This window comes from Halogranum roseipondis (assembly GCF_059695585.1).
Genome location: NZ_JBUEED010000008.1, coordinates 161,041 through 184,919, shown reverse-complemented (window position 1 = coordinate 184,919; position 23,879 = coordinate 161,041). Strand labels below are relative to the sequence as shown.

General features: G+C 62.0%; 19 protein-coding genes. 12 read left to right on the top strand and 7 right to left on the bottom strand.

The features are described 5' to 3' along the window. Positions 1-19: 19 nt before the first annotated feature. On the bottom strand, positions 20-943 hold the full coding sequence (locus EOHIBHHM_RS24750; protein ID WP_497259614.1) for a sulfite exporter TauE/SafE family protein: 924 nt from the start codon (positions 941-943) through the stop codon (positions 20-22). A 738-nt stretch (positions 944-1,681) separates the two neighbouring features. Here EOHIBHHM_RS24750 and EOHIBHHM_RS24745 point away from each other — a divergent pair. Then, entirely contained in the window at positions 1,682-2,857 is a 1,176-nt protein-coding gene (locus EOHIBHHM_RS24745) for a mandelate racemase family protein (RefSeq protein WP_497259612.1), read from the top strand. A 496-nt stretch (positions 2,858-3,353) separates the two neighbouring features. On the opposite strand, the gene EOHIBHHM_RS24740 is transcribed toward EOHIBHHM_RS24745, so the two are convergent. Next, positions 3,354-4,757: a S8 family peptidase gene (locus EOHIBHHM_RS24740; RefSeq protein WP_497259610.1), complete on the bottom strand. Its 1,404-nt coding sequence runs from the start codon at positions 4,755-4,757 to the stop codon at positions 3,354-3,356. Positions 4,758-5,524: 767 nt separating this feature from the next. Here EOHIBHHM_RS24740 and EOHIBHHM_RS24735 point away from each other — a divergent pair. After that, positions 5,525-5,923 (top strand): DUF7577 domain-containing protein, encoded by a 399-nt coding sequence (locus tag EOHIBHHM_RS24735; protein ID WP_497259793.1) that lies wholly within the window; start codon positions 5,525-5,527, stop codon positions 5,921-5,923. An 84-nt stretch (positions 5,924-6,007) separates the two neighbouring features. On the opposite strand, the gene EOHIBHHM_RS24730 is transcribed toward EOHIBHHM_RS24735, so the two are convergent. From EOHIBHHM_RS24730 to EOHIBHHM_RS24720, 3 genes are all read right to left on the bottom strand, one after another. Continuing rightward, positions 6,008-6,490, bottom strand: coding sequence for a NosD domain-containing protein (locus EOHIBHHM_RS24730; RefSeq protein WP_497259608.1), 483 nt, complete (start codon positions 6,488-6,490; stop codon positions 6,008-6,010). A gap of 4 nt (positions 6,491-6,494) precedes the next feature. Then, positions 6,495-7,658: a twin-arginine translocation signal domain-containing protein gene (locus EOHIBHHM_RS24725; RefSeq protein WP_497259606.1), complete on the bottom strand. Its 1,164-nt coding sequence runs from the start codon at positions 7,656-7,658 to the stop codon at positions 6,495-6,497. A 446-nt stretch (positions 7,659-8,104) separates the two neighbouring features. Further along, positions 8,105-8,680: a DUF2238 domain-containing protein gene (locus EOHIBHHM_RS24720; protein WP_497259604.1), complete on the bottom strand. Its 576-nt coding sequence runs from the start codon at positions 8,678-8,680 to the stop codon at positions 8,105-8,107. A gap of 613 nt (positions 8,681-9,293) precedes the next feature. Between EOHIBHHM_RS24720 and EOHIBHHM_RS24715 the strand changes: the two genes are divergently transcribed. The 10 genes from EOHIBHHM_RS24715 to EOHIBHHM_RS24670 all read left to right on the top strand — a co-directional run bounded on the left by EOHIBHHM_RS24715 (position 9,294) and on the right by EOHIBHHM_RS24670 (position 21,372). Then, positions 9,294-10,145 carry a glycine betaine ABC transporter substrate-binding protein gene (locus tag EOHIBHHM_RS24715; RefSeq protein ID WP_497259602.1) on the top strand — a complete coding sequence of 284 codons (852 nt, stop codon included), beginning with the start codon at positions 9,294-9,296 and terminating at the stop codon, positions 10,143-10,145. Continuing rightward, positions 10,142-10,855, top strand: a complete 714-nt coding sequence (locus tag EOHIBHHM_RS24710) for an ABC transporter permease (RefSeq protein ID WP_497259600.1) — start codon at positions 10,142-10,144, stop codon at positions 10,853-10,855. Before EOHIBHHM_RS24715 ends, EOHIBHHM_RS24710 begins: the two co-directional genes overlap by 4 nt. Next, positions 10,852-11,853 carry an ABC transporter ATP-binding protein gene (locus EOHIBHHM_RS24705; protein ID WP_497259598.1) on the top strand — a complete coding sequence of 334 codons (1,002 nt, stop codon included), beginning with the start codon at positions 10,852-10,854 and terminating at the stop codon, positions 11,851-11,853. Before EOHIBHHM_RS24710 ends, EOHIBHHM_RS24705 begins: the two co-directional genes overlap by 4 nt. After that, positions 11,850-12,530 (top strand): ABC transporter permease, encoded by a 681-nt coding sequence (locus EOHIBHHM_RS24700; RefSeq protein WP_497259596.1) that lies wholly within the window; start codon positions 11,850-11,852, stop codon positions 12,528-12,530. The genes EOHIBHHM_RS24705 and EOHIBHHM_RS24700 overlap by 4 nt, the downstream gene beginning before the upstream one ends. A gap of 353 nt (positions 12,531-12,883) precedes the next feature. Then, on the top strand, positions 12,884-14,872 hold the full coding sequence (locus tag EOHIBHHM_RS24695) for a serine hydrolase domain-containing protein (RefSeq protein ID WP_497259594.1): 1,989 nt from the start codon (positions 12,884-12,886) through the stop codon (positions 14,870-14,872). A 175-nt stretch (positions 14,873-15,047) separates the two neighbouring features. After that, positions 15,048-16,355 carry an O-acetylhomoserine aminocarboxypropyltransferase/cysteine synthase family protein gene (locus tag EOHIBHHM_RS24690; RefSeq protein WP_497259592.1) on the top strand — a complete coding sequence of 436 codons (1,308 nt, stop codon included), beginning with the start codon at positions 15,048-15,050 and terminating at the stop codon, positions 16,353-16,355. Positions 16,356-17,107: 752 nt separating this feature from the next. Continuing rightward, positions 17,108-17,713, top strand: a complete 606-nt coding sequence (locus tag EOHIBHHM_RS24685) for a nitrous oxide reductase accessory protein NosL (protein ID WP_497259590.1) — start codon at positions 17,108-17,110, stop codon at positions 17,711-17,713. Between the two features lies 1 nt (position 17,714). Then, positions 17,715-19,649: a NosD domain-containing protein gene (locus EOHIBHHM_RS24680; protein ID WP_497259588.1), complete on the top strand. Its 1,935-nt coding sequence runs from the start codon at positions 17,715-17,717 to the stop codon at positions 19,647-19,649. Further along, positions 19,646-20,485, top strand: coding sequence for an ABC transporter ATP-binding protein (locus EOHIBHHM_RS24675; RefSeq protein WP_497259586.1), 840 nt, complete (start codon positions 19,646-19,648; stop codon positions 20,483-20,485). The genes EOHIBHHM_RS24680 and EOHIBHHM_RS24675 overlap by 4 nt, the downstream gene beginning before the upstream one ends. Further along, complete coding sequence (locus EOHIBHHM_RS24670) at positions 20,482-21,372, top strand: ABC transporter permease subunit (protein WP_497259584.1); 891 nt, start codon at positions 20,482-20,484, stop codon at positions 21,370-21,372. Before EOHIBHHM_RS24675 ends, EOHIBHHM_RS24670 begins: the two co-directional genes overlap by 4 nt. Positions 21,373-21,386: 14 nt before the next feature. Here the strand turns inward: EOHIBHHM_RS24670 and EOHIBHHM_RS24665 are convergent, their stop codons facing one another. Further along, positions 21,387-22,043 carry an HAD family hydrolase gene (locus EOHIBHHM_RS24665; RefSeq protein ID WP_497259582.1) on the bottom strand — a complete coding sequence of 219 codons (657 nt, stop codon included), beginning with the start codon at positions 22,041-22,043 and terminating at the stop codon, positions 21,387-21,389. Between the two features lie 219 nt (positions 22,044-22,262). Continuing rightward, entirely contained in the window at positions 22,263-23,720 is a 1,458-nt protein-coding gene (locus EOHIBHHM_RS24660; RefSeq protein WP_497259580.1) for a S8/S53 family peptidase, read from the bottom strand. Positions 23,721-23,879 lie beyond the last annotated feature (159 nt).

The window sequence follows — 23,879 nt, the reverse complement described above, 5'->3', positions numbered from 1 at the left end:
AGATTTGCGAATGAAGTTATCAGAAGAACAGTGCCGGGACCGTATTCCGGAAGATGTTGAGTGAGATGACGAACAGAAGTACGATGAGGAACCACGTGAACTTCTGCTCGTCGATCTCGATGCGCCGCAAGTAGGTGCCGATCAACAAGCCGACGATCGTGATCACAGCGATCGTCGACCCGAGCCAGATCCGATACGGCGTCATCAGATCAGTAAAGAACGTCATCACCACGAGGCGAGTTGCGAAGATCGTCCCCAGCGTCATCGACAATCCGCCGATGTACCGCTCCGCGTCGCGTTCGAACGTGTGAAAATACGCCGGGAGAACCGGACCGAGGTTTGCGGCAGCGAGCAGAAAGCCCTCACTGAGTCCGATCCCACCGAGTGCGATCGGATGGTGGGCCTCTTCGACGACGACGAAGTTCTTCACCACCTGGAAGACGACATAACCCAAAATGACGAGTCCGATGAGAAACGGGACGAGCGGGCCGGTGCTAAACCACGAGAGAAAGGCCACACCACCGATAGTGCCGACGATCGCGAGGACCAGCAGTGGCCACTCCTCGCGAACAAATCTGATCCCGGTTCCCGTTTCACCGATTTGGAAGACGTTTATCATCAAGGGCGGGATGGCGAGGACGACAACCGTGAGCGTCGGGTCGATGACGCTCGCGAAGACAGGTGTTACGATAAGCGAAAACCCGAACCCCAGCATCCCCATGACCGTCCCGGCGAGGATCGCGACGCCAACGAACAGTACGAGGAGGCCTCCTGAAACGTCCGATTGAATTCCCTGCGTAATGTTCTCCGTCCCTGGGAAGAGCACGACCGCCGCTGTGATGACCGCGAGTGTCGCACTCGTCATCATCACCTCACGGTAGTGGAACTCCAGAAGATTCGTAACGAACTGTTCGAAGTCTACGTGAGATTTACTCGTACCCATCGTTTCGGAATCGAAGAGCGGGTCAGCAGCCACAACCGCCCGTCAACAGAGGGGAGAACGTGCGGTAAACATATGGCACCCCGGTAGTCGGTGAAAACTGTGCATAGCCGGGGCGGTCTCGAACGCCGGAGAAAGCCAGCAGAAGCGTCGTATGAAGCAAAATACGCTGAGACGACCACTTATCTTCCGTACTAGATGTCGGCGAATGCTGCTGCTACCACCCACCGAAGCAGACACTCGTCGCACGGTCACGGAAGAGTGTCGGCCGAGACGGCCTTGGTCCCGTATCGACGGCAACGAAAGTATCCGACGGTGAACGCCGACCCGATCGACCGCTGTACGAGAGTCGTGTCGAAGCGATTCTCGTGGTGACGATCCGCTCGGTCAAGACGTGCCGATCTCGATCGTCTCGTCAACGGCCTCGAACCGGCGAAAGAGTGCACAGAAACCTCGTGGTCGCAGTCCCGTTGGAGGCGTCGGTCACTCGGGAAGTATAGTAGAGAGTGCAAGTCATCACACACCCGACCGGCCGCTGTCGTGCGGTCGGGTGTGGAGACAGGTGCACGAGCTACTATAGAGCTGTAGTCGGAACGTGTGCTCCTGCCTGGTGAGAGGCCATGTTCAAGAGTAGCGAACAGACTCCGCATCTGCGACAGAGAGTCTCCATCGGGTGGTGCTCGCTGGAGTACAGTTCGATTCGAACTAGGATTTATCATCCTCCACCGTATCGGCCGAACTGTGCCACCAACGATCACGCGGATCGAGAGCACCGAGTTCCGGTACCCCCTCGAGGACGTCGGCACCGACGGAAACGGGTTCAATCTCGCTTACGAACCGGGGACGACGACGGAACGAAAGCTGTTCGCGCTCGAGATACACACGGACGAGGGTGTCACCGGCGAGTACGTCGGCGGGAACTCACCGGGGGCGGCCCAGATCCACACGTTCGCGGACTACCTCGTCGGGAAGAACCCGCTCGAACGCGAGCGCCACTGGAGCGAGGTAAAGCGGGCGCTCCGAAAGTATGACCGGATGGGAATGGGTCCCATCGACATCGCTCTGTGGGACTTCGCTGGGAAGTACTACGACGCACCTGTTCACGAACTCCTCGGAACGTACCGCACCCGTCTCCCGGCGTACGCCTCGACGTACCACGCGGACGACAACGGTGGGTTGGACTCCCCGGAAGCGTACGCCGATTTCGCCGAAGAGTGTCTCGAGGCGGGGTATCCTGGATTCAAGATCCACGGCTGGGGCGGAAGCGACGAGGCCCGCGACGTCCGACGCGAGGTGGAGACGGTACGGGCCGTCGGTGAACGGGTCGGCGACGAGATGGACTTGATGGTGGACCCTGCCTGTGAACTCGAGACGTTCGCGGACGCGTTGAAGGTCGGTCGCGCCTGCGACGAGTACGACTACCTCTGGTACGAGGACCCGTACCGGGACGGCGGGATCTCCCAGCACGCACACAAAAAACTCCGCGAGCAGATAGATACCCCCATCCTCCAAACCGAACACGTCCGGGGGCTCGAGCCACACACGGACTTCATGGCGAACGACGCGACGGACTTCGTCCGGGCGGACCCGGAGTACGACGCGGGCATCACTGGCGCGATGAAGATCGCGCGCGTCGCTGAAGGGTTCGGCCTCGACGTAGAGTTCCACGCACCAGGCCCGGCCCAGCGCCACTGTATCGCTGCCTGCCGAAACGCGAACTACTACGAGTTAGCTCTCGTCCATCCCGATTGCCAGAACACCCAACCTCCCGTCTACAAAGGTGGCTACTCGGACATGTTCGACACGATCGACGAGAACGGAACGGTGAGCGTCCCCGACGGCCCCGGGCTCGGAGTCGAGTACGACTGGGAGTACATCGAAGCGAACAAGACCGGAAGCGTTCACGTGTACGACTGACGTTTCGGTGCTCGAAACCGCGAGAAATTCGAGCGGTGGAACCGTCGGACTCGCCCCCACTCGTCCATCAGCGGGAAACGCCCCGAGCTTCGATCGAACCCACGACTCCCCGAGACTTGTCGTACCCGTACACGCACGTCTGTGTTCCTCGACCGATGCTTAGTAGTCAGTTCGAGAGACGGTAACTTTGACACTTTCGAAGCACGAAATCGTCGTCGTACAGAGTTGATTGGATAATTAGCGACGTGTGATCAAATTGGTTCCGAGGTGCTGTCGCTCTCGAGTGGATCGACGTTACTCGGGGATACGCTGAGACCTGTTCTCTCTCGTTAGTTCACAGTGTTCCGCTACGAGCGTCTATCGCTCGCCCGAACGCGACGACAGGCTTGTCTCTCTCGCCGTTCCTTCGGTCCCCAGGGCTCCGAGAGCGTACTCTGGTCGGTGAAGAGGTGTGTTCGAACCCTGCTCTCCGCCACCCGAGCCGCCGAATGACGGTCTACCGGGCGGCCTTGACCAGTGCCTCCAGGTCGAGGTGGCCGGCACCGTGGTAGGTCTCTCCCGCTGCAGGCATGCTGGCGGTGTCGCGGACGAGGCGCTCGACCTCCTCGACGGAGGCGTCGGGACGGAGCGAGCGGACCAATGCGACCGCACCCGAGACCTGTGGCGCGGCCATCGAGGTGCCAGCCTTCCACCCGTAGCCGCCTTGAACGGTCGAGTAGACGAGATCGTTCGCGGCTCCGTCGATACCGCTATCAAGTGCTTCTAGGTCCGCGTTCCCGCCGGCAGCGCTGACATCGACCGGACTCCCGTAGTTCGTGTAGAACGCGGGCTGGGTCGTCGGCTCCTCCAGTCGGTTGCCCGTGAGCCACTTGGCTTCGTTGTCGCTGTGCTTGCCGCCCCAGCCGTAACCGATCGGACCGGTCGCGCTCACGCCGAAGACACCCTCGGCCTCCGTCGGAAGGCTCAGAGTACTCTCGGGAGTCATGTCGAGCCCGTCGTTCCCGGCAGAGTTGACGATGACCGTTCCCTTCGACCGGACGTACTCCGCGACCTGCTCGGCGATACGGAGCTCCTCCAGAAGTTCCGGATACTCGTCTGGGTAGACGTACGGTGCTGGGAAGCCGACGCTGTAGTTGATCGCGTCGCAACCGGCCTCGGCGGCCTTCACCCAGCCGGCGTAGCCGTCGCCCTGCTTGCCCTCGACGCCGGAGAACATCCGGTAGGAGACGATCTCCGTGTCGGGTGCGGTCCCGAGGACGCCGCCCGCAGGACCGTCGTTGCTGTTCGTCGCCGCGATGATACCAGCGACGTGAGTACCGTGGCTCCCGGCGCCGTTGGGCCGCCAGTCGTAGCCGTCCTCGGAGACGTTCTCGGAGAGGTCGTCGTTGACGACGCCCGCGAGGTCGGGATGGCTGTCGTCGACGCCGCTGTCGACGACGGCGACACGGGTTCCTTCGCCGGTCGTAGTGTCGTGGATCGACTCACCGCCACCGGGCTTGTCGGTGAGTTCGTTGGCGAGGTCCTGTTCGCGCTTGTCCCACTGATACTCGGAGTTCGTCGCGGACCCGTCGTGGTTGTGGCTTCTCCCCGCTCCGGTAGTACTGGGTCCCTCGTGAGACCTGACGGCACCAGTGCCGTCCGCGCTCAAGTCGATCGTGACGTCGCTGACCGTCGTCCCGTTTACGCGGTCTTGGTCGCCACGGGCGACCAACACGTCTGCCTGCGAGAGGTCGTGGACGATCTCGACGTCGTCCGGAATCTCCGAGCGGTCGACGTCCCGGAGGTTGATGAAGAACCGCGAATCGGACTTCTGTGCCGTCACCTGACCAGCTCCGAGAGTCGCCGCACTGACTGTCGCTCCCGTGAGCCGGAGGAATCTGCGTCGATTGTAACCCGACATTGCAGTTGGAATGAGAGATGAACACACATAACATTTGCTCGTCCGATAGATGATTGAGTGTAAAAACGGGCTAACTGAATACGACGGCAGGGTTGTCCGAAGCGGTCGACGGTCCCGTGAACTCGATTGTAGAGTTACGAGCGCAGATCCGCGTCTGCAGGCGTGGGAGGAGGTCAATTGAGTGACGGAGGTACGGGTGCTATCCAGCATGCTTCTATCGATTCGGAGGTCGATTCGGCCCGTCACGAGTGATCTTGTTCCTCACGTGTGAGTAGATACATTACGATGTTATGCGTGTAATGAGCTGGTATAGTCACGGTCAGCGAATCAGTCGTCACATCGAACTGGCGAACGTTTTCTCTCGACACAACGAGGAGCCAGCACCCGGGAGAGACAACGATGAACGGACGGCCTCACAGACGCCGCCGACATCGTCTCAGAAGGCGTCGGTGGCGGTCATCACGATGTGGAACCTTGGCCGTCTGAGCGATCGAGATCGATTCGGTGGAAACTTCGACGACGCGCGTTCGAGCGAGACGAGCCGTCCGACGGCACGGTTCCGCAGGAACTCACCGGGAGAGGCGACAGGTCACGGGCGACGTCTCGCAGGGAACCGTTGGAGACTCGGACCGTCGTCTGTCGAGTCGAAGACGTGACGCTGTGTCCAATAACTTCTGAGTGAGCGTCAGTCGAGCGTCCCCACTGATCTGTCGTTTTCGGTCACGACGCTGGTTTCGACGACCACGTCGAGGGTGGTAGAGAAAGCAATGGCTCGATGCTCCGAGTCGGTATCCCCCTATTTGCAGCCAGTGCGGAGAGTTATCTATCTGGCTTCCAAGGGTCTATCCATGGTATTGGTGGTCGTTCTCGGGACGCCCTCTTGGATTCGATCTCTGTTGCCGGATCCATCCCCGATCTACGTGACGACCCTCGCTCTCGTGCTGTGTCTTCTCAGTGTGTTCGTACTGTACTCAATTCGTAACCGACATCACAGTTCCGCGACATCAGATGGTCCACGACATCAATCCAGATCTCCGCTCGATGAGTCTGTAATCGCGCCCTCGGCACTCCAGTGGGCCGTAGTGTGTCCAGTCTGTCACACAGTGAATGAGCCGGACTATCGGTTTTGTCGTCACTGCATTGCTGATTTGTCCCGATACAGATGACTGTCTGCGTTTTTCCAAGCGAGCGGGGCAGAAGGACAGAGAGTGACGACCTCGGTGTGACCAGACTCACATCCGTTTCGAGAGTTACTCATCCTGTGATGAGGATCGATAGACGTCGCGACTATTCTCGGTGATGGTATTGTTCCACACGAGCAGAGTGCTGGCAGCGTCTGAGACGGTACCGAGTAAATTGTTTGAAATAATGCTTCCTCGGAGAACGACGAGGTCGGTGTCTGCAAACGAGATCCCGTATCCGTTGTTGACGGCACGTACATCCCGTATGTGCCCACCAAAGGTGCTCTCAAATCGAATTCCGTAATCCCACTGCTCGACTGTGACGTTCTTGATTGTCACATTGCGAGCATTCGAAACCACGATTCCCGAGGTATCGCTTACCCCATTACCACCAATCGTGCGGCCAGCCCCATCGAGAACGACGTCGTTAGCCTCGATTCGTATGCAGGCCTCCGAGAGACGCGTTCCACCACCATTCTGAATGTCTTTGGCTAGTCTGTAGGTCCCCGGTTTCGTAATCGTCGTCCGTGAGGTGAGTTGCTTTGCTGCCATCGTCCTACACCTTCGCCCACTCGGGCCACTCGCTGCGCTCTTCCCCGTCGAACGACGCATCTCCGGACATTGCCTTTATCGCTCGTGCATCCTCACGACTCCAGACCGCACCGTCCTCGTGAAACAGCCCGTTGATGACGCCGTTGTTCCGCTGTGGTTGGACCCACGCAGGCTTGACCATCAGTGACCAAAAGAAGTTGCCAATCCCGGCGTCGTGAATCGGTGGCGCCAAGCTGGCGTAGTTTGGCGTCTGTTCACTCGGGGTTGGCTCTGCGGCGAAGCCTCGCCCGTGACGAGTCCGCTGCCACTCCGTGAGCCACACTGGAGTCTCTACCGCCTCACGAAGATGATCGACACGCCGGAGCATCGTTCGATACGTCGACTGCTTGTTCACGAAGTTGTAATGGAACTGGAGAATCTCGTTGCCCCACTGCTCGTATTCAGCGTTGTTGGCCAGACTCGTCGACCCAACAGTCAGGGGGACGCGCCCCTTTTGTTCAACCAACGTCGCAAACATCTCTCGTGCAAACGCCGTTTTGCTGGCCATCCACCCCGGTTCGTTCATCGCCTCGATACCGAGCAATCGGTCGTCGTCGCGGTAGTTGTGCATAAACCAGCGAACAAACCGTCTCGGCTCGTCCCACAGCTGTCGGTCGAGAAGCACCTCTTTCGGCGGCGAGCTCAGCCCCGTTGCTGACGCTGGATCGGTATCCTCCAATCGTTCTTCCGTCGGGTAGCTGCCAACAGCGTCGAAGAGTCCTAACAGAACGGAGAGACCCCGATCGTCGGCAGCTTGGAGGAAGTGATCGAGCGCCCGTTCATGAGCGTCCGGATCTCGCTGCCACGCTTCGTAACTCACCCATGTCCGGATAGCGTTGAGATTGACCCGCGTCGCGTACGTCAGATCGCGTTCGATGATTTCGGGGTCGTAGTACTGCCACATTTGATAGATATTGTACGCTCGTGACGGAATGTAGATCGCCCCTCGAACGTCGACGACGTCCGCGCTGTTGGACGAGTTGCTGACTACCGCTGGGTCACCAACGTTCGGCGGCCACTCACGCTGCTCTGTGAGTTCGGTGACTGGGGAGCTACAGCCAGCCGTGCCAACCACGCCTCCGACGGCACTCGTTGCCAGGAATCGTCGTCGAGTCAAGTCAGACGTCATAGCACTGGCCCACATAGAAGCCGTTTCACAGCGAGATTCACGTGTGTCCTCTGGTCAGATATGGAGGTGAGTGTTATGGCCCTGCTACAACCTGTTGTTCGACTAGCGCCGAGAATCCCGATCAGTCTCTCACGGCAGGAATCGAGTGCACTCCATCACTTGATGCACCGGCTGATGCAAAACCGTTAGCGACCTCCGAGTCTAGTCGCTATTACAGAACGGCCGCGTACACTTGTTCGTCCAGACCGACCCGAAAGCTACTACGTCGGACTACTGGGGCAGTATCGGAGGAAGCGGTTCAGCGGTACATCGAACAACCCGAACATCGAGCGGAGTGTCGGGCACCCCCGCGTCCAGCGACGCGGGGAACTCGCCCTTGGATCCAGTTTAGACGTACACTCTCCGGCTGACTCTGTCAGCGACGTTACGGCGGACGGAACGCGACGTCAGCACGACTCCTCTCGATCGTCGGACTGGACGAGATTGCGGAGATGGTGGTCGCCCAAGACGAGGACGAGAAGCGCACCCACGAGATTGAAGCCGAGGTCGAGGAGGGTATCTCTCCTGCTGTAGACCACCAGAATCGGTTCTAGCCCGAGGCGGTCGGCGACGGCGTGGATGAGATACTCGATCAGTTCCCAGAGCACACCGAGGACGACGACGGCGCCGACGACCCGAGGCCGAGGATCACGTTCTCGACGTTTGGCCGCCGTAAAGACGAATCCACCGAGAATACTCGCAGAGAGAGTGTGCGTGAGGTGGTCCCACCACTCGACGTTGTCGTAGGGACCGAGCATTCCAACTGCGTGTGTGACCATGGCGACGCCGACGTACGCGCGCTGCCAGGGTTCGAACTCGACGTCGAACGTTCGTTCAGTCAGACTCGGAATGTACGTCCCCAGAAATGCGAAGGCCGAATTGACGACTGCACCCGGGTTTCGACGACGGATTCCGACGACGAACACGGCGACGAGTGCATGTCTGATGGGGTGCTTGATATCCCAGTTTGGAGATGGCCACACAGGTGAATCACCAGTCCATACCAACCCGACGACTCCGTCCAAAAAATAGCTTCTGTCCGAGGATAACGTGTGCCGATCGACCGACTGCTCGGAGACACCAACGGAGAATACAGCTCTCTCCTCGCGAGCCAGATCGTTCCAGACACTCGTCTCGGAGGGCCGCTCGTGGTACTGCCAGAGAACTACCCACTCTCCTCCTTCGGCGTGGTCCGAGAGAGCGAAGCTCTCTCGTCATCACGAGACGGCGAAGCCGTCTCGAACGACTCCGCGCCTCGGTCCTCGTGCGTGAACAGCAGATAGACCTTCGATTCCACGACGTTCGGTGCTCGTCGACAGCACTGGACGGTCAGTGCGGTCGCGGACCTGCGTGGCCTGTGATAACAAGCATAGGCCTTTACTGTCGAAGACGAGTCAGCACACCTACTAATTCACAACTACGGCAGCACAGCCGCCCGTCGAGCGGTCCGTTCGAACGACGTGCAACCAACGAGACGGCGCGAGAGGCGAACTACTAACAGTGTCCAAAACACGACGTACCTTTCTGAAACTCGGCGGTGGAACCGCTGTAACCGCAGGGATGAGCGCGACAGCGGGTTGTACGAGTGTGCTCGGTGTGGGAGCAACGAACACGATAAAGGTGAGTTCGATGCGGTTCACCGAAGACGAGATACTCGGCTACATGGCGCTCGAATCGCTCCGCGAGAACACCGATCTGAACGTGCTCGACGAGATGGGTCTCGGCGGCGTCACGATGAACTTCCGGGCAGTCGAGAACAACGAAGTGAGCCTCTACTGGCTCTATTCGGGGGGTGCGTGGTCGACGATTCCGCCGAAACACGATCGGGTGATTCCCGACGCCGAAAAGCTCTACCAGGCCGTGAAGCGCGAGTTCGAGCGGGTTTACGACCTCGAATATCTGAACCGTGCGCCGTTCAACAACACGTACGTCCTCGTGACCACGCCCGAGTGGGCGAAGCAGACGGGCGTGCAGACGATGAGCGACTTCGCAAGCTACGTCGAGAGCGGCAACACCGACTTCACGATGGTCATGGGTCCCGAGTTCCAACAGCGCGCGGACGGGTGGCCCGGACTGGCGAAACACTACGGATTCGACGACGTCCGCGGACAACTGGACGTTCGTAACGTCGGCGCGTCGTTGACCTACCAGATCGTCGCACAGGGCGGCGCCGACGTCGGCGTCGGGTTCAGCACGAACCCGAAAATCGAGAAGTACGGGTTGCAGACGCTGGAAGACGACGAGACGTTCTTTCCCATCTACAACCCCGCTCCGCTTGTCAACGGGACGACGCTGCAAGAGAACCCGTCGATGCGCGAGCCGTTGAACGCCATCGGTCCGACGCTCGACACGCAGAAGATTCTCCGCCTCAACGGTCTCGTCTCACTCGAGGGAAGAGACCCACAGGACGTCGCCCGCGAGTATCTCCGCACGGAGGGCCTGATATGACCGAAGTGGTGCTGTTCCTCGACGACGTCCTTCGGTTCACCGCAGACAACGCCGGTCGACTCGCGCGACTATCGTTCGAACACGTCGTGATCACACTGTGGTCGCTGCTGATCGCCCTGCCGGTCGCGATGTCGCTCGGCGTGTTCATCAGTTACTACGAACGGGCGGCGACGGCCGTTCTCTGGGTTGCAGGTGTGCTGTTGACACTCCCGGCGATCGCCCTGTTCGGGGTGCTCGTTCCGCTCTTCGGTATCGGCAACCCCCCAACGGTCGCTGCGCTGGTTGCCTACGCCCAGTTACCCGTCATCAGGAACACCTACATCGGCCTCACACGGGCCGACGCCGCCGCCGTCGAGGCGGGGACCGGACTCGGAATGAGCCGACTCGAGCGGTTTCGACGGATCCGGCTGCCGCTGGCCATGCCGGTCGTGATGGCCGGCATCAGAAACGCCGTCATCCTCCTCGTCGGCCTCGCGGCCATCGGGGCGTTCATCGGTGCCGGTGGCCTCGGCGATCCGATCTTCTACGGCATCAGCGCCGGCGACACGGTGATGATCGTCGTCGCCACGATACTCCTGTCGGTGCTGGCGCTCGCGTTCGACTACGCCTTCGCGGTCGTCGAGGAGTGTCTCAGACTCCGTAACGGCGAAGAGATCGATCCGACCGTCCTGACGCGGACGCTCACAGCAGTTCGTACACGACTCCAATGATCCGATTCGACAACGTTCACAAGCGGTACGACGATGGAACGCACGCAGTCCGCGGCCTCGACTTCGAGGTCGAAGCGGGGACGACGACCGTTCTCGTCGGTCCCTCGGGTTGCGGGAAGACGACGACGATGAAGCTCGTCAACCGTCTCGCAGAGCCGACCGACGGCACGGTCTTCTACGACGGGACAGACGTCCAGAGCCGCTCTGCGACCGAGCTCCGCAAACAGATCGGATACGTCATCCAAGACATCGGGCTGTTCGAACACATGACCGTCGGCGAGAACGTCGCCACAGTGCCCCAACTCGAAGGCTGGGACGACGACCGGATCGACGACCGGGTCGACGAGCTGCTCGCACTCATGGGACTCCCACCCGAAGAGTACCGCGACACGTATCCGGCGGAGCTCTCCGGCGGGCAACGGCAGCGTGTCGGCGTCGCCCGAGCGCTCGCCGCTGGCCCCGACGTCATGCTGATGGACGAGCCGTTCGGCGCACTCGACCCGATCACCCGCGACGAACTCCAAGACGAGTTCATCGACATTCAACAGAACCTCGACACGACGATCCTCTTCGTCACGCACGACATCAACGAGGCGCTGAAGATGGGCGACAGGATCGCCGTGATGAAAGACGGGAAGCTCGTCCAGTACGATACGCCGACCGGCCTGCTCGACGCGCCGAAGACGAAGTTCGTCGAGGACTTCATCGGCCCCGATCGAACGCTGAAACGGCTCCGCGTCCTCCGGGTCGAAGAGATCATGCGACCGCGAGTGCCCGACGAACACGCCGACGTGGTCGACGCGTTTCGGACGAACGACGCCGTGATGGCCGACGGCGGCGAAATCGTTCCGGTGACGCCCGACGACAACGCGCAGATCGCACTCTCCCGCTGCATTCAAGCCGGGGTCGAGGCACTTCCCGTCGTGGAGGACGCCGACGTCGTCGGCGTCGTCACCGAGTCCGCCATCAGAGCCCAGCAGCCGGAGGCGACCCGATGACGCTCGCTGTCGTCGAACTCCTGACGGCGGCGTGGACGTATCTGCTCTCGAACTCCGCCCGCTTCGTGGAACTGTTCCGAGAGCATCTCACGCTCGTCTTCGTCTCAGAGACGCTCGCCGTGGCCGCCGCGGTCCCGCTCGGTATCCTTGCGACGAGGGATGCCCGCTTCAAGCGGGTCGTCGAAACCGTCGGCAACGTCGCCCAGACGATTCCGACGCTCGCCATCATCGCGCTGATGGTCCCCCTGCTGGGGCTGGGTTTCTTCCCGGCACTGGTCGGATTGTTCGTCTACGCGTTGTTGCCGGTGTTGACGAACACGATTGCTGGCTTGGAGGACGTCGACGAGAAGACGATCGAGGCGGCCCGTGGGATGGGGATGACCGAGTGGGAGATTCTGCGGAAAGTCCGACTCCCCCTCGCGATGCCAGTCATCTTCGGGGGCATCCGAACGAGTACGGTGCTCAACGTCGGCACCGCTTACCTCGCGTTCTTCATCGGCGGCGGCGGACTCGGCGTCTGGGTGGTCGGCGGTATCCAGCTGTTCAATCGACCACAGCTGCTTGCCGGTGCGATCACCGGCGCGTTGCTCGCTGTCACCCTCGACGGCGTGCTCGCGGTCGCTGAGCGGCGGATCGGTGCCGAGACGAACAGCGACCGACCTGCGGCAGCCGCCTGAAGCCGGATCACACCGTTCGCCGGGCCACGTGTCGACGGTGCTCCGAACGCTACTCGCGTAGCAGTTCGTCGAGAACGATCGTGGTGAGAGCCTCGCGGAGCAGAGCTACGAATTGGGAGGCTCACAGGATCATTCATCGGCCAGGTTCACAGAATTGCAAAGTGGATGCCAGGGGCCCGACCCCGAGGCAGCTGACACCCTCGTAGCACGTTGCCGCCGACGCTGCACGCAATAACGCCACTCACGACGACACATATGTTACTGAGTTCTCACGACGACACTTATGTTACTGAGTTGCGATGTACTAGCTACGACTACGGCGGGAGGTGTGGACCACCGCCGAAACACGACAGATGTCCCCACTGCAGACACCGAGCGACGATATCAGTGGCGGCGACCAGCCGAAGGCGTGCTCACGACGCACGGTGCTCCGTGGCCTCGCGACGGCAGGTTCCGCAGCGGTCGCCCTTCACGCGGAATCCGGCCGCTCGAGCGCGATCGAGACCGATCAGCAGAGACAGTCCACCGGGCCGTTATCCGATCTAGATCGCTTCGAGACGTTCCTCGACGGGGTGATGAACGCCCAACTCGAAGCCCACGACGTCCCTGGTGCGACAGTCGCAGTCGTCGACGGAGAGAGAACGTTCACGAAGGGCTACGGAGTCCGAGACGTCCGGACCGGCGCACCCGTCGAAGCCGGTGACACGCTCTTTCGCATCGGGTCGGTGTCGAAGCTCCTCACGTGGACGGCACTCATGCAAGGTCTCGAGGCTGGTCGACTCGACCTCGAGACCGACATCGACGAGTATCTCGACGAGGTGTCGATACCCGATACGTACGACCGACCCATCACCCTCGACCACCTCGCGACCCATACCGCGGGTTTCGAGGAGCGACTCCGCGGGACGTTCGTCCTGAACGAGGCTGATCTGCGCCCGTTGCCGACGATGCTTCGAGACGAACGACCGGAGCGGGTTCGGCCGCCAGGCGAGTTCGCGGCCTACTCGAACTACGGTGCCGCCCTCGCAGGTCATATCGCTGCTTCGAGTGTCGGATCGTCGTTCGACGAGTACGTCGAGGAACACGTCTTCGAACCGCTCGGTATGGATCAGAGCACGTTCACCCAACCCGTGCCCGAGGCGATCGACGGCACGCTCTCGAAAGGCTACACGGTCACAGATGGCCGCTACCGCGAAGGTGACTTCGAACTCGTCGGGATTCCGCCTGCCGGATCGATGACCGCCACGTCGACGGACATGGCGCGATTCATACGGGCCCACCTACAGGGCGGGGCGACTGACCAGGGACGCATCCTCGGGGCGGACTCGACCGCGGCGATGCACCGCCGGCGGTTCGGTCACGACGACCGACTGAACGGGATGTGCTTCGGATTCTACGAGCTCAGCCGAAACGACGTGCGCATCGTGGGTCACGGTGGCGACACCGAACAGTTCCACAGCCTATTGGCTCTGCTGCCCGACCACGGTGTCGGCCTCTTCGTCTCGTACAACAGTCCCGGCGGTGTGGAAGCGAGAGACGAACTCCTCGACGCGCTCCTCGACGAGTACTATCCGGTCGACGAGACTCCACCCCAGCCCAGCGGTGAGCCGACACGGGCCAGCGACGTCACCGGGACGTACCGTGCACTCAGAACACCGTACACCACGTCGGAGAAACTGCTCGGGGTGCAGTCGAACGTCGCGGTCTCGGTCGACGAGCGTGGACGACTCCTCACGACTGACCCCACTGGATCAACCCAGTGGATCGAGGTAGATGAGTTGTATTTCGAGGCGGCCGATGGTTCGGACGCGCTCGTCTTCCGAGAGACCGACGGGGAGATCACCCACCTGTTTGTCGACAGCCGGCCCCCCTCGGCCTACGAACGGCTTACGCTCGGTGAACAGCCGACGACCCACGCAGCCATCACCGTCGTCACGCTGCTCGTCTTTCTCGGTGCCGTCCTCGGATGGACGGCAACGGGCCTCTGGCGGCGGTACCGTGGCAGGGCACGGCCACAACTGAACTCGCTACTGCGGTACACGCGGGCGGTCGCTGGGCTCGCAGCGGTGAGCTACCTCTCGTTCGTGATCGGCTTGGCTGTCGTGGTGGTGAGCGATCCGACGGCTGCCCTGCTCGGGGATCCGCTTCGGTTGCAGATCGTCCTGCTGTTGCCACTCGTGGGCGTCTTCGCGAGCGCCGCGACACTCATCCTCGCTGGCTCGGCTTGGCGACAAGCGGTCTGGAGCCCGCTGGTTCGAGTCCAGTACACCGTCGTGGGCGTCGCCGGTCTCGTCTTCGCGGCGCTGCTCGCGTACTGGAACCTCTTGGGGTACCAGATGTAAGTTACCCACGACTAAAGTCGTGGGCTTCCACCTCGAACTATGTGATTTGAGATCCGCAGCGACGCGCAATCAAAAGGTCGCGGGGAGGATGAGCGTTGCCACCTCTGTGTCCTCGCTGACGGCAAGATTCACCGGACATACGTATCGTCATATGTCCGCGTGCAATCGAATCACTATGCGCGACGATACCACCGACCGGTCGATCTCGACAGACTCCCTTCACGCTGGGCAAGAACCCGATCCCGCGACCGGGGCCCGAGCACCGCCTCTCTATCAGACGACGTCGTACGTCTTCGAGGACTCTGCAGACGCAGCCGCACAGTTCGCACTCGAGGAACCGGGGTACATCTACTCCCGACTGATGAACCCGACCCTCGAGACGCTCCAAGAGCGGTTGGCGACGCTCGAGGGTGGCGTCGGGGCTGCCGTGACGGCGTCCGGCATGGCTGCGCTCGATCTCACGACGTTCCTTCTTGCGGCGGCCGGCGACAACATCGTCAGTGCGTCCTCCCTGTACGGCGGGACGTACACCTACTTGACGCACTCAGTCGAGCGTCGTGGCGTCACGACGCGGTTCGTAGACACGTTAGACTACGACGCGTACGCGGACGCTATCGACGACGAGACTGCGTACGTCCACCTCGAGACGATCGGTAACCCCGCACTCGACACCCCGGACATCCAACGGATCGCAGATATCGCCCACGAGCACGGCGCGCCTCTCCTCGTCGACAACACGTTCGCCACTCCCGCCCTGTGTCGCCCGCTCGAACACGGTGCCGATCTGGTCTGGAACTCGACCACCAAGTGGCTCCACGGGTCCGGCACGACCGTCGGCGGGGTTGTCGTCGACGGTGGCTCCTTCCCGTGGGAGGACTACGCCGACAAGTATCCCGAGCTCGCACAGGACAACCCGGCGTACCACGGCGTGAACTTCGCAGACACGTTTGGCGAGGCGGCGTTTACCTACGCTGCGATCGCTCGTGGCCTTCGTGACCTCGGCAACCAACAGTCGCCGTTCGACGCCTGGCAGACCATCCAAGGCCTCGAGACGCTGCCACTCCGGATGGAACGCCACTGCGAGAACGCGATGGCAGTCGCCGAATTCCTCGAAGCCCACGCGGACGTGTCGTGGGTCACCTACCCCGGCCTCTCGTCGCATCCAACACACGACAACGCGAGCCAGTACCTCGAAGGCGGCTACGGCGGCATGATCACTTTCGGCGTCGAAGGCGGCTACGAAGCCGCTCAGAAGACGGTCGAATCGACGGAGTTGGCGAGTATGCTCGCCAACGTCGGCGACGCAAAGACGCTCATCATCCACCCTGCCAGCACCACGCACCAACAGCTAACCGAAGCCGAGAAGGAAGCCTCCGGCGTCACCGACGATCTCGTCCGTCTCTCCGTCGGGATCGAAGACCCCGCCGAGATCATCGCGGACTTGGAAGCCGCGATCGACGCCGCGACCGAGAGACGTAACTGAGGAGGCGGCTGCCGCAGGTTTCTGTAGGGACAATATAACGAGTGTTATGGATTTTATATTGTATGCGTTGGCTGTTTTTGATTGTTTTGCTAGTTTTGACGGCAGTTATCTCCAAACCAGTTTGTCCATCCAACCTCGTCAGTGTCCTCTCACGCGAATCTGAGTCGCGTATGCTGCATCTTGGGGGCGCACGGACGGCAGGACGAGAGAGTCCGTTCTCCGTCTTCGGTCGCTATCGTCGCTCGTGCACCTGTCTCCACACCCGACCGCACGACGGCGGCCGGTCGGGCGTGTGACGGCGTGCACTCGTTACTATAGTAATAGTGGACTTTTAGCGGCCGACGGCGTTAAAAGAGTACAGATCGATAGTTCAGACGCGTCCCACAACTACGCACATCCGCGCGTAGGCGAGCCGTACGTCAGAGGCACTCACCACATTCCATCCAGTGTATCTCCGGAGTTGGCGATTGGGCGCAGGAAGACGACGAGACGGCAGCACCGACACGCTGGGATGTGACAACGTTACTACACACACTCTCGAACGTGTTCTCGCGGTCCCCATCGAGTCTCCGATTCGACGCCGTTCTCGGCCGCCCGTGAGTCGGGTCAGGTCGGGGCGTCTCCCACGTTCGGGTTCCAGAACGTCGTGGGTAACGAACAACTTACTGCGAGAGCTCCCCCGAACCGACGGGTTGGGGACGTTCGATGCGTAAACCAGACGGTATTTGTTCCCCAAACGCCCTACTCACGATATGGCTCCGCGAGACTGGCGTTCTGCGACGAGAGATTGCAGTCGGCGACGGGCGTTGGTTGTAGGTGCGACCGTTGGACTCTTCTCCATCACGGGCTGTCTCGGTAGCGGGGGAGACGGCGACACCGAAGCTCCGGCAGCCATCACGCTTCCAGCGGACGCCACGTGCGACGTCTGTGGGATGGTCGTCAGCCAACATCCGGGGCCGACTGCGGAGATCTTCTACGCCGAGCAGCGTCCCGAGGGACACGACAACCCGGCGCGCTTCGACAGTACGTGGGAGGCCTATCAGTACGACTTCGAACGCGAGAACCAAGGGTGGGAGAAGACGGCGTTCTACGTCATCGACTACTCGAGCGTCGAGTACGAGCTCGCCGAAGAGCGAGGGAGCACACTCATCTCGACACACCCGCAGCGGGAGGCGTTCGCCCCCGTCGAGGACGTCACCTACGTCGCCGGCTCTGACGTCGAAGGAGCGATGGGGAAGGATCTCGTCGGGTTCAGCGACGAAGCTGACGCGGAGTCGTTTCGATCCGAACACGGCGGTGACCTGGTGACGCACGACGAGGTCACCCCAGAGGTCGTCGCTGGCCTGGGAAAGCGGTAAGATGGCACTGCTGACACCGACCGGGACTCGCTGGGTGAGTGGAGTACTCACGGCAGTACTGCTGCTGTCGGCGGTCTCGTTCCTATTGACACCGGTCGGCGGCGAAGAGCTGCGACCAGTCCCGTTCGAGGAGACGGTCGACGCCGGCGGAACCGGCGTCGACATCCAGCGTTCGCTGCAAGAGGGGTTCGTCATTCCACAGGCAGAGGTGTTTTACTCCGATTACCGCTACGTCGTCGGCTACTACGGCGTAGAGATGGCTGCGTCGGAGCTCGTCGATCCGAGTACCGAGCGACAGTTCGGGACGCCGCTGGCGGTGTACGTGTCGGACTTCTCGACGGTGACGCCGACGCTCACCGACGACGGCTTCGTCGTCCCGAAAGCGGGACGGGCAGTCGGATGGGTCGCCGCCGACAGCGCCGTCTTCGTCGTCGGCAGCGAGGCACAGGTGCCGTCTGGGCCTGCCGTACTGCCGTTCTCCGACCGTACCGACGCCGAGCAGTTCGCCGAATCCCACGGTGGCGACGTCGTCGACTGGGGGACGCTGAAGAGCCGTTCCGACGCGCCACTGGAACGCCGGTTGACCCACTTCGACAAGAGTATCACCTCACACCAGACCTGGGCGAACCAAACCGTGACTTCGTCTCGGAGCCTCCTCGAGAGACCCCGCTCGGTCACCGTCGGAGCGGACGCCCCGAACGTGTCGGCCGCAATCGCCGCGGCACCACCGAACACGACGGTCTACCTGCCGGCGGGCCGGTACGAGACGAGCGAACTCGTCGTGACGAAGCCACTCACGATCGCGGGAGCGGGCGACGGAACCGTCCTCCGCGGTGACGGAAACGGAAGCGTCGTTCACGTGCGTGCCGACGACGTGGCGATTCAGGACCTCCGAGTCGCCGGCGTCGGTGACGTCGGAAGTCGTGGCCCCGGAGAGAAAAACAGATCTGCGAGCTGGGACACGAACGTCCAACTCGCCTACGGGTACGGTGATGCAGCGGTCGTACTCGACGGTTCGACCGACGCCGTGGTCTCGAACGTCCACATCGAGACCGGCGCGAGCGGCATCATCGTCCGTGAGAGTAATCGGAGCGTGATCGACAACGTGACTGTCGACGGCGCACCGAGACCGAGCGAGGGGTTCATGGGGACGATTCTCATCAACGGGCGGAGCGTCGTCCAAGACTCGACGTTCCGTGACGGCCGCGACGGCGTCTACACGCACCGGGCAGATGGCAGTATCGTTCGCCACAATCGGATGGAGGGCGGCCGCTACGGGGTCCACGAGATGTACACCTCTCGGACGCTCGTCGCGCACAACGACGCTCGCGACACGCAGACGGGCATAATCGTGATGGGACGGCCGCTGGAGAACGTCGTCGTACACAACGACGTCCGCGACAGCACCGTCGGCATCGTCTCGGCGGGCGGCAACTCCTTGTACGCCAACAACACCATGGTACGCAACCAGAACGGACTGAAAGTGACAGGAGATCAGAACGTGTTCGTGGACAATGTCATCGTCGGCAACGACCTCGGCATCAGAACGAACGAGATCCTCCCGGCGAACTGGGTCCTTCGCAACGACGTTGTCGACAACGACAGACCGGTCGACTCACAACTCGGCCCCCTCCGCACGTGGACTTATCGCGACACGGGTAACTACTGGGGGCCGCTTCCGATGACAGACAGTGACGAGAACGGCATCTACGACCGAGCGTACGAGCCGACGGGGACGGTCGACAGTCGACTCGGTACGTCGGGAGGGACGACGCTCGCCCAGTCGCCGACGGCAGCGATCCTTCGACGCGTCCGCGACGTCGTCTCCGGGCTCCGACAGTCGGGCGTGATCGATACTGCGCCACGGACGGAGCCGTTTCACCCGGAACGCGTCGCCGCCGTGCGAGCGAACGCGACAGCAGGTACCACGGCATGACCGAGAAGCGCCCTGTGATTTCGGGCCGGTCGCAGTCGTCGAGAAACAGTCAGTCGGCCACCGACTCGGAGACGTCGGTCGCGCTGCGGGCGACCGGTCTCGCTCGGTCGTTCGGCGACGTCTCCGTACTCGAGGACGTCTCACTCACGGTCGAGCGTGGTCAACTGGTGGTCGTCATCGGTCCGAACGGGTCGGGGAAGTCGACACTGATGGAGGCGCTCGCCGGAGTTCGCGCTCCCGACCGGGGGACGGTCGCCGTCGCGTCTACGCCGGATGCGGCGACCGATCGACGGGCCGTCGGCTACCTGCCACAGCGGCCGTCGTTCCGGCAGGGGTTCTCCGCTCGCGACACACTCGAGTTCTACGCGCGGTTCGTCGACGAGGCGACGGTAGCCGCCGACGTCACGGAGACGCTCGAACGGGTGGGACTGGCCGACGTCGCCGGACGCAGCGTCGGGTCGCTGTCCGGGGGGATGACCCGCCTGCTCGGAGTCGGTCAAGCGATCCTCGGTCACCCGTCGGTCCTCGTCCTCGACGAACCCGGAAGCGGGCTCGACCCGGCGATGGTCGAACGGCTGTTCGGCGTCCTTCGGACGATCGCGGACGACAGAACGGGCATCGTCGTCACGTCACACAATCTCGACGCAGTCGAGAAGTACGCCGACGTCGTGGTACTGCTCGACCGCGGTGAGATAGTGCTCTCCGGGACGCCGACCGACGTGCTCGCGTCGACCGGGAGCGAGACGCTCGTCGAGGCGTTCCTCGCGACGGTTCGAGGGGAGGACCTCGGATCGACAGTCCGAGCGGGAGGATCGTCGGAGGTGACGAACTCGTGAGCGCACGCGAGACCGCCGTCGACGTCTCTGCGGTCGCGAGCGATCTGTTCGTCGTCGCGACGCGTGAGCTCCGAACGGTCGTCAGGACGCCCGCGCTCGTCGCACTCGCCTGCGTGTATCTCGTGAGTATCCTCGGTGTCGCGTGGGCGGGAACGGGCGGCAGTGGGGGGTTCGTCCCGCTGACGCTCGACCTGCTGACGTTCGCTGAGCTGTTGATTCCGCTGTTGGCGTTCGCGTTCGGCTACCGGTCGGTTCTCGACGACAGACTCACTGGTGAGCTCGATATGCTTCGGACCTTCGACGTGAGTCGCATCGCTTACGTCGGCGGCGTCTACCTCGGACGGGCGATCGTCCTCGTCGGTCTCGTCGTCGTGTCGCTGTTCGCTGCTGGCTTACTCGTCCCGACGCTCACTGCAGACCAGCCGTCGTTCTTCGCCCAGAATCAAGCCGCCGACTCCGGCTTGCGGTTCGTCCGCTTCGTCGTCCTCTCGGCAGGGTTCACGCTCGTGACGCTCGCTGTCGCACTGGCCGTGTCGGCTGCGGCGCGCACGCTCCGGACGGCGTTCGCGCTCGCGACCGCACTCACTGCAGCGTTCGTCGTCGGTATCGACACGACGCTGATAGCCGGCCTCGCATCGGGTCTCTTCCCCACCGAGAGCGTTCCCGTACTTCTCGCGGCCAGCCCGAACAGTGCGTTTCGGGGGCTCGTGCTCGCGGAAGCGGTCGGCGTCGTCGGTGGTACGGCGGTGAACGCCGGCAACAGTTCACTGAACCTACTCGGCTTGCTCGGCTGGTGGCTCTTCGCGCTGGGAGTTGCCGTCTGGCGCGTCTGGCCGGCAGTCGCCTTGGAGACTACTGTCTCGGCCGACGCGAGCGGGACACGATGAGTGAGTGACCCTCCTCACCCACAGATATCGTGGAGGTCGTCCAACGAGTCGATATCCCAGGTGGGCCACACGTTGAGTTCCCAGTCACTGCGGTGGGGACGACGAATGAAGGCCGAGTCGATGCCGGCGTTTTCGGCCGCCTTGACGTCGGATTCGTTGTCACCGACGTACAGCGCAGACTCCGCATCGAGGTCGGCGAGCGCCCGATCGAGGTAGTGGGGGTTCGGCTTTCGGAGCGTGAGACTCTCGATCGTCGCCTCGCGGCCGTACGCAGTGTCGAACAGCCCCGTGAGCTCGAAGTGGTCGAGGAGGAACTCGACGGTCTCGTGTTGGTTCGAGCTGACGATTCCCATCGCGACGTCGAGATCCGCCAGCGTGTCGACGTCGTCGTAGGGAGTCTTCCGGCCTTCGCGGGCTTCGCTCTGCTGTGCCGCAGACAGTGTACTGTCGCGAGTGCGCCAGAACTGTTCCGGATCGAAGTCGTAGGCGTCACTCACGGTCGCGACGTCACTCGGCGTCGCACCGATAGTCATCTCTTCGACGTGCTCGGCGGTCGGATCGGTCACACCGAACTGTGCAAACGTGTCTTCGGTCGCCTCTCGGAGAACGTCGAAACGCGTCCGACCGACGAGAACACCGTCGTTGTCGAAGACGACGGTATCGTAATTCATATGTCCCGTTTGGCTGTCGGCGTGATAAGGGTTTCACTCGAGGCCGGATATCGACGAACGAGTCGGACGGCGGTCGCCGTCCGCTCCACTGCTCGCGACTATAGTAGCTCGTGCAACTGTCCACTCCCCCGACCGCACGACAGCGTGCGGTCGGGTGCGTGATGACGTGCACTCGTTACTATACAGAGCGAGCGGAACTCTCTTCGGTCACGAGCTTCGTCAGATCAGACTGGGGACGTGGAGGACGCCGCCGTGGCGGGACGCGTCTGCGTCGCAGATCAGTTTCTCGTTCATACTCGCGAAGTCGGCGAGTTTGTCGTCGAAGGGGTCGGCACCACGCGCTGCGTGACGAATCGCGCCGGCAGCAGCGACGATCGGCGCCGAAAACGACGTCCCACCGATCGACGTCCCTGCATCAGTATCGAACCGATAGCACGCATAGACGTTCGGCTTGAACTCGTCTGCGCCAGCAGCCTGGTAGCACCACGGACAGAACACGGTGTTCGCTGCTTCGTCGGCGTACGTGATCTGCCCGTAGTTCGAGTTCGCGTGTCGGTGGTAGCCACCAGTACACTCTCGTGCGTAGCCCCCGACGGTGAGACTGAAGTGCGACGTTGCGGGATGACAGACCCGTGTCTCACGTGCGTCGTTCCCCGCGGCGACGACGGCGAGATAGCCGGCAGTCGTGTATGCACAGAGCGCTTCACAGACAGTGCCCGGACAGCGACGTTCGTGTTCTGCTGTCTCGACCGAGATGTTCAGGACAGCGATCTCGTTCACCAACGCGTACTCGATGGCCTTCCGCATCACGCTCCCCTTCACTAACCCATAGTCGGGTTCGTACACCTGCAGTGGGACAAACAGCTTCGAGTGATGGCTGCCATCGGCGAGCATGTTTGCGATCGTATCCGTGACAGTCGTCCCGTGAGTCGTCCCCGTCGTCCAGTCGTCACCGATGAAGTCCGTGGCTTTGTCGGCGTCGATTCCGATCGACTCTGCCCACGGCGTCCCCCAGTCCGTCTCGCCCGTATAGCCGCCACCGACGATGCCGATCTGTGTCCGTGACGTCAAGTCCCAGACGACGGAGTCGAAGTCCATATGACGGGACGATCTGAGATCGGCAGGGGTGGGACGAGACTCCGACCGCGGCGAACCCCCGGCACTCTCGTTGACGGCCAATCTGATCTCGGGGTCGTGTCCGACTTCGAGGACGAAGTCGAGTGAGGCGATTTTCGCGACGTCCGAGACGCTGACGCGACTCAGCCCGACCTTCGTCGAGCTCACCGTCGGAACGTGGATGATCTCTCCAAACGTCGCGAGCGCTGCCACCTCTTCGGCAGTCGGTCGCCAGCCATGAATCTCGCGACCGAACTGACCCTGTGTGACGGTTGAGACCCGTTCGCCGGTCGTGTCGACGGTGAGGTCTAGCGTCCCGGCCGGGGTTCGCTCGAGTTTCTCCCGGAGTTGCGGTGAGAGAACAGATTCGATGTCGTGACTCCGGTTGTATCGCGAAAGACGGGCTTGTACTGTCGGGAGCTCGGAGACGTGTGTGAGGAACACGTCGCTCTCCGGAGAGCGGAAACGAACGCTCTGCTTCCGATACGGAACGGGGACGTACTTGATACTCCTCGCGACCGCGTTCGGCGTCCCGAACGCGAGCGCGGCTACCGAACCCACGCGCTGAAGATAGCGTCTTCGACTCGACAAACCAACGTTAATAACGTCTTCGTCGGCAATCAGTCTATTCGAGGGAGAACCAGCATATTTTTCGATTTATTTAAAAGGTCGACGGGGCGTACGAGAGAGGACCGAGTTGGACAACACCGTCCCATGTGC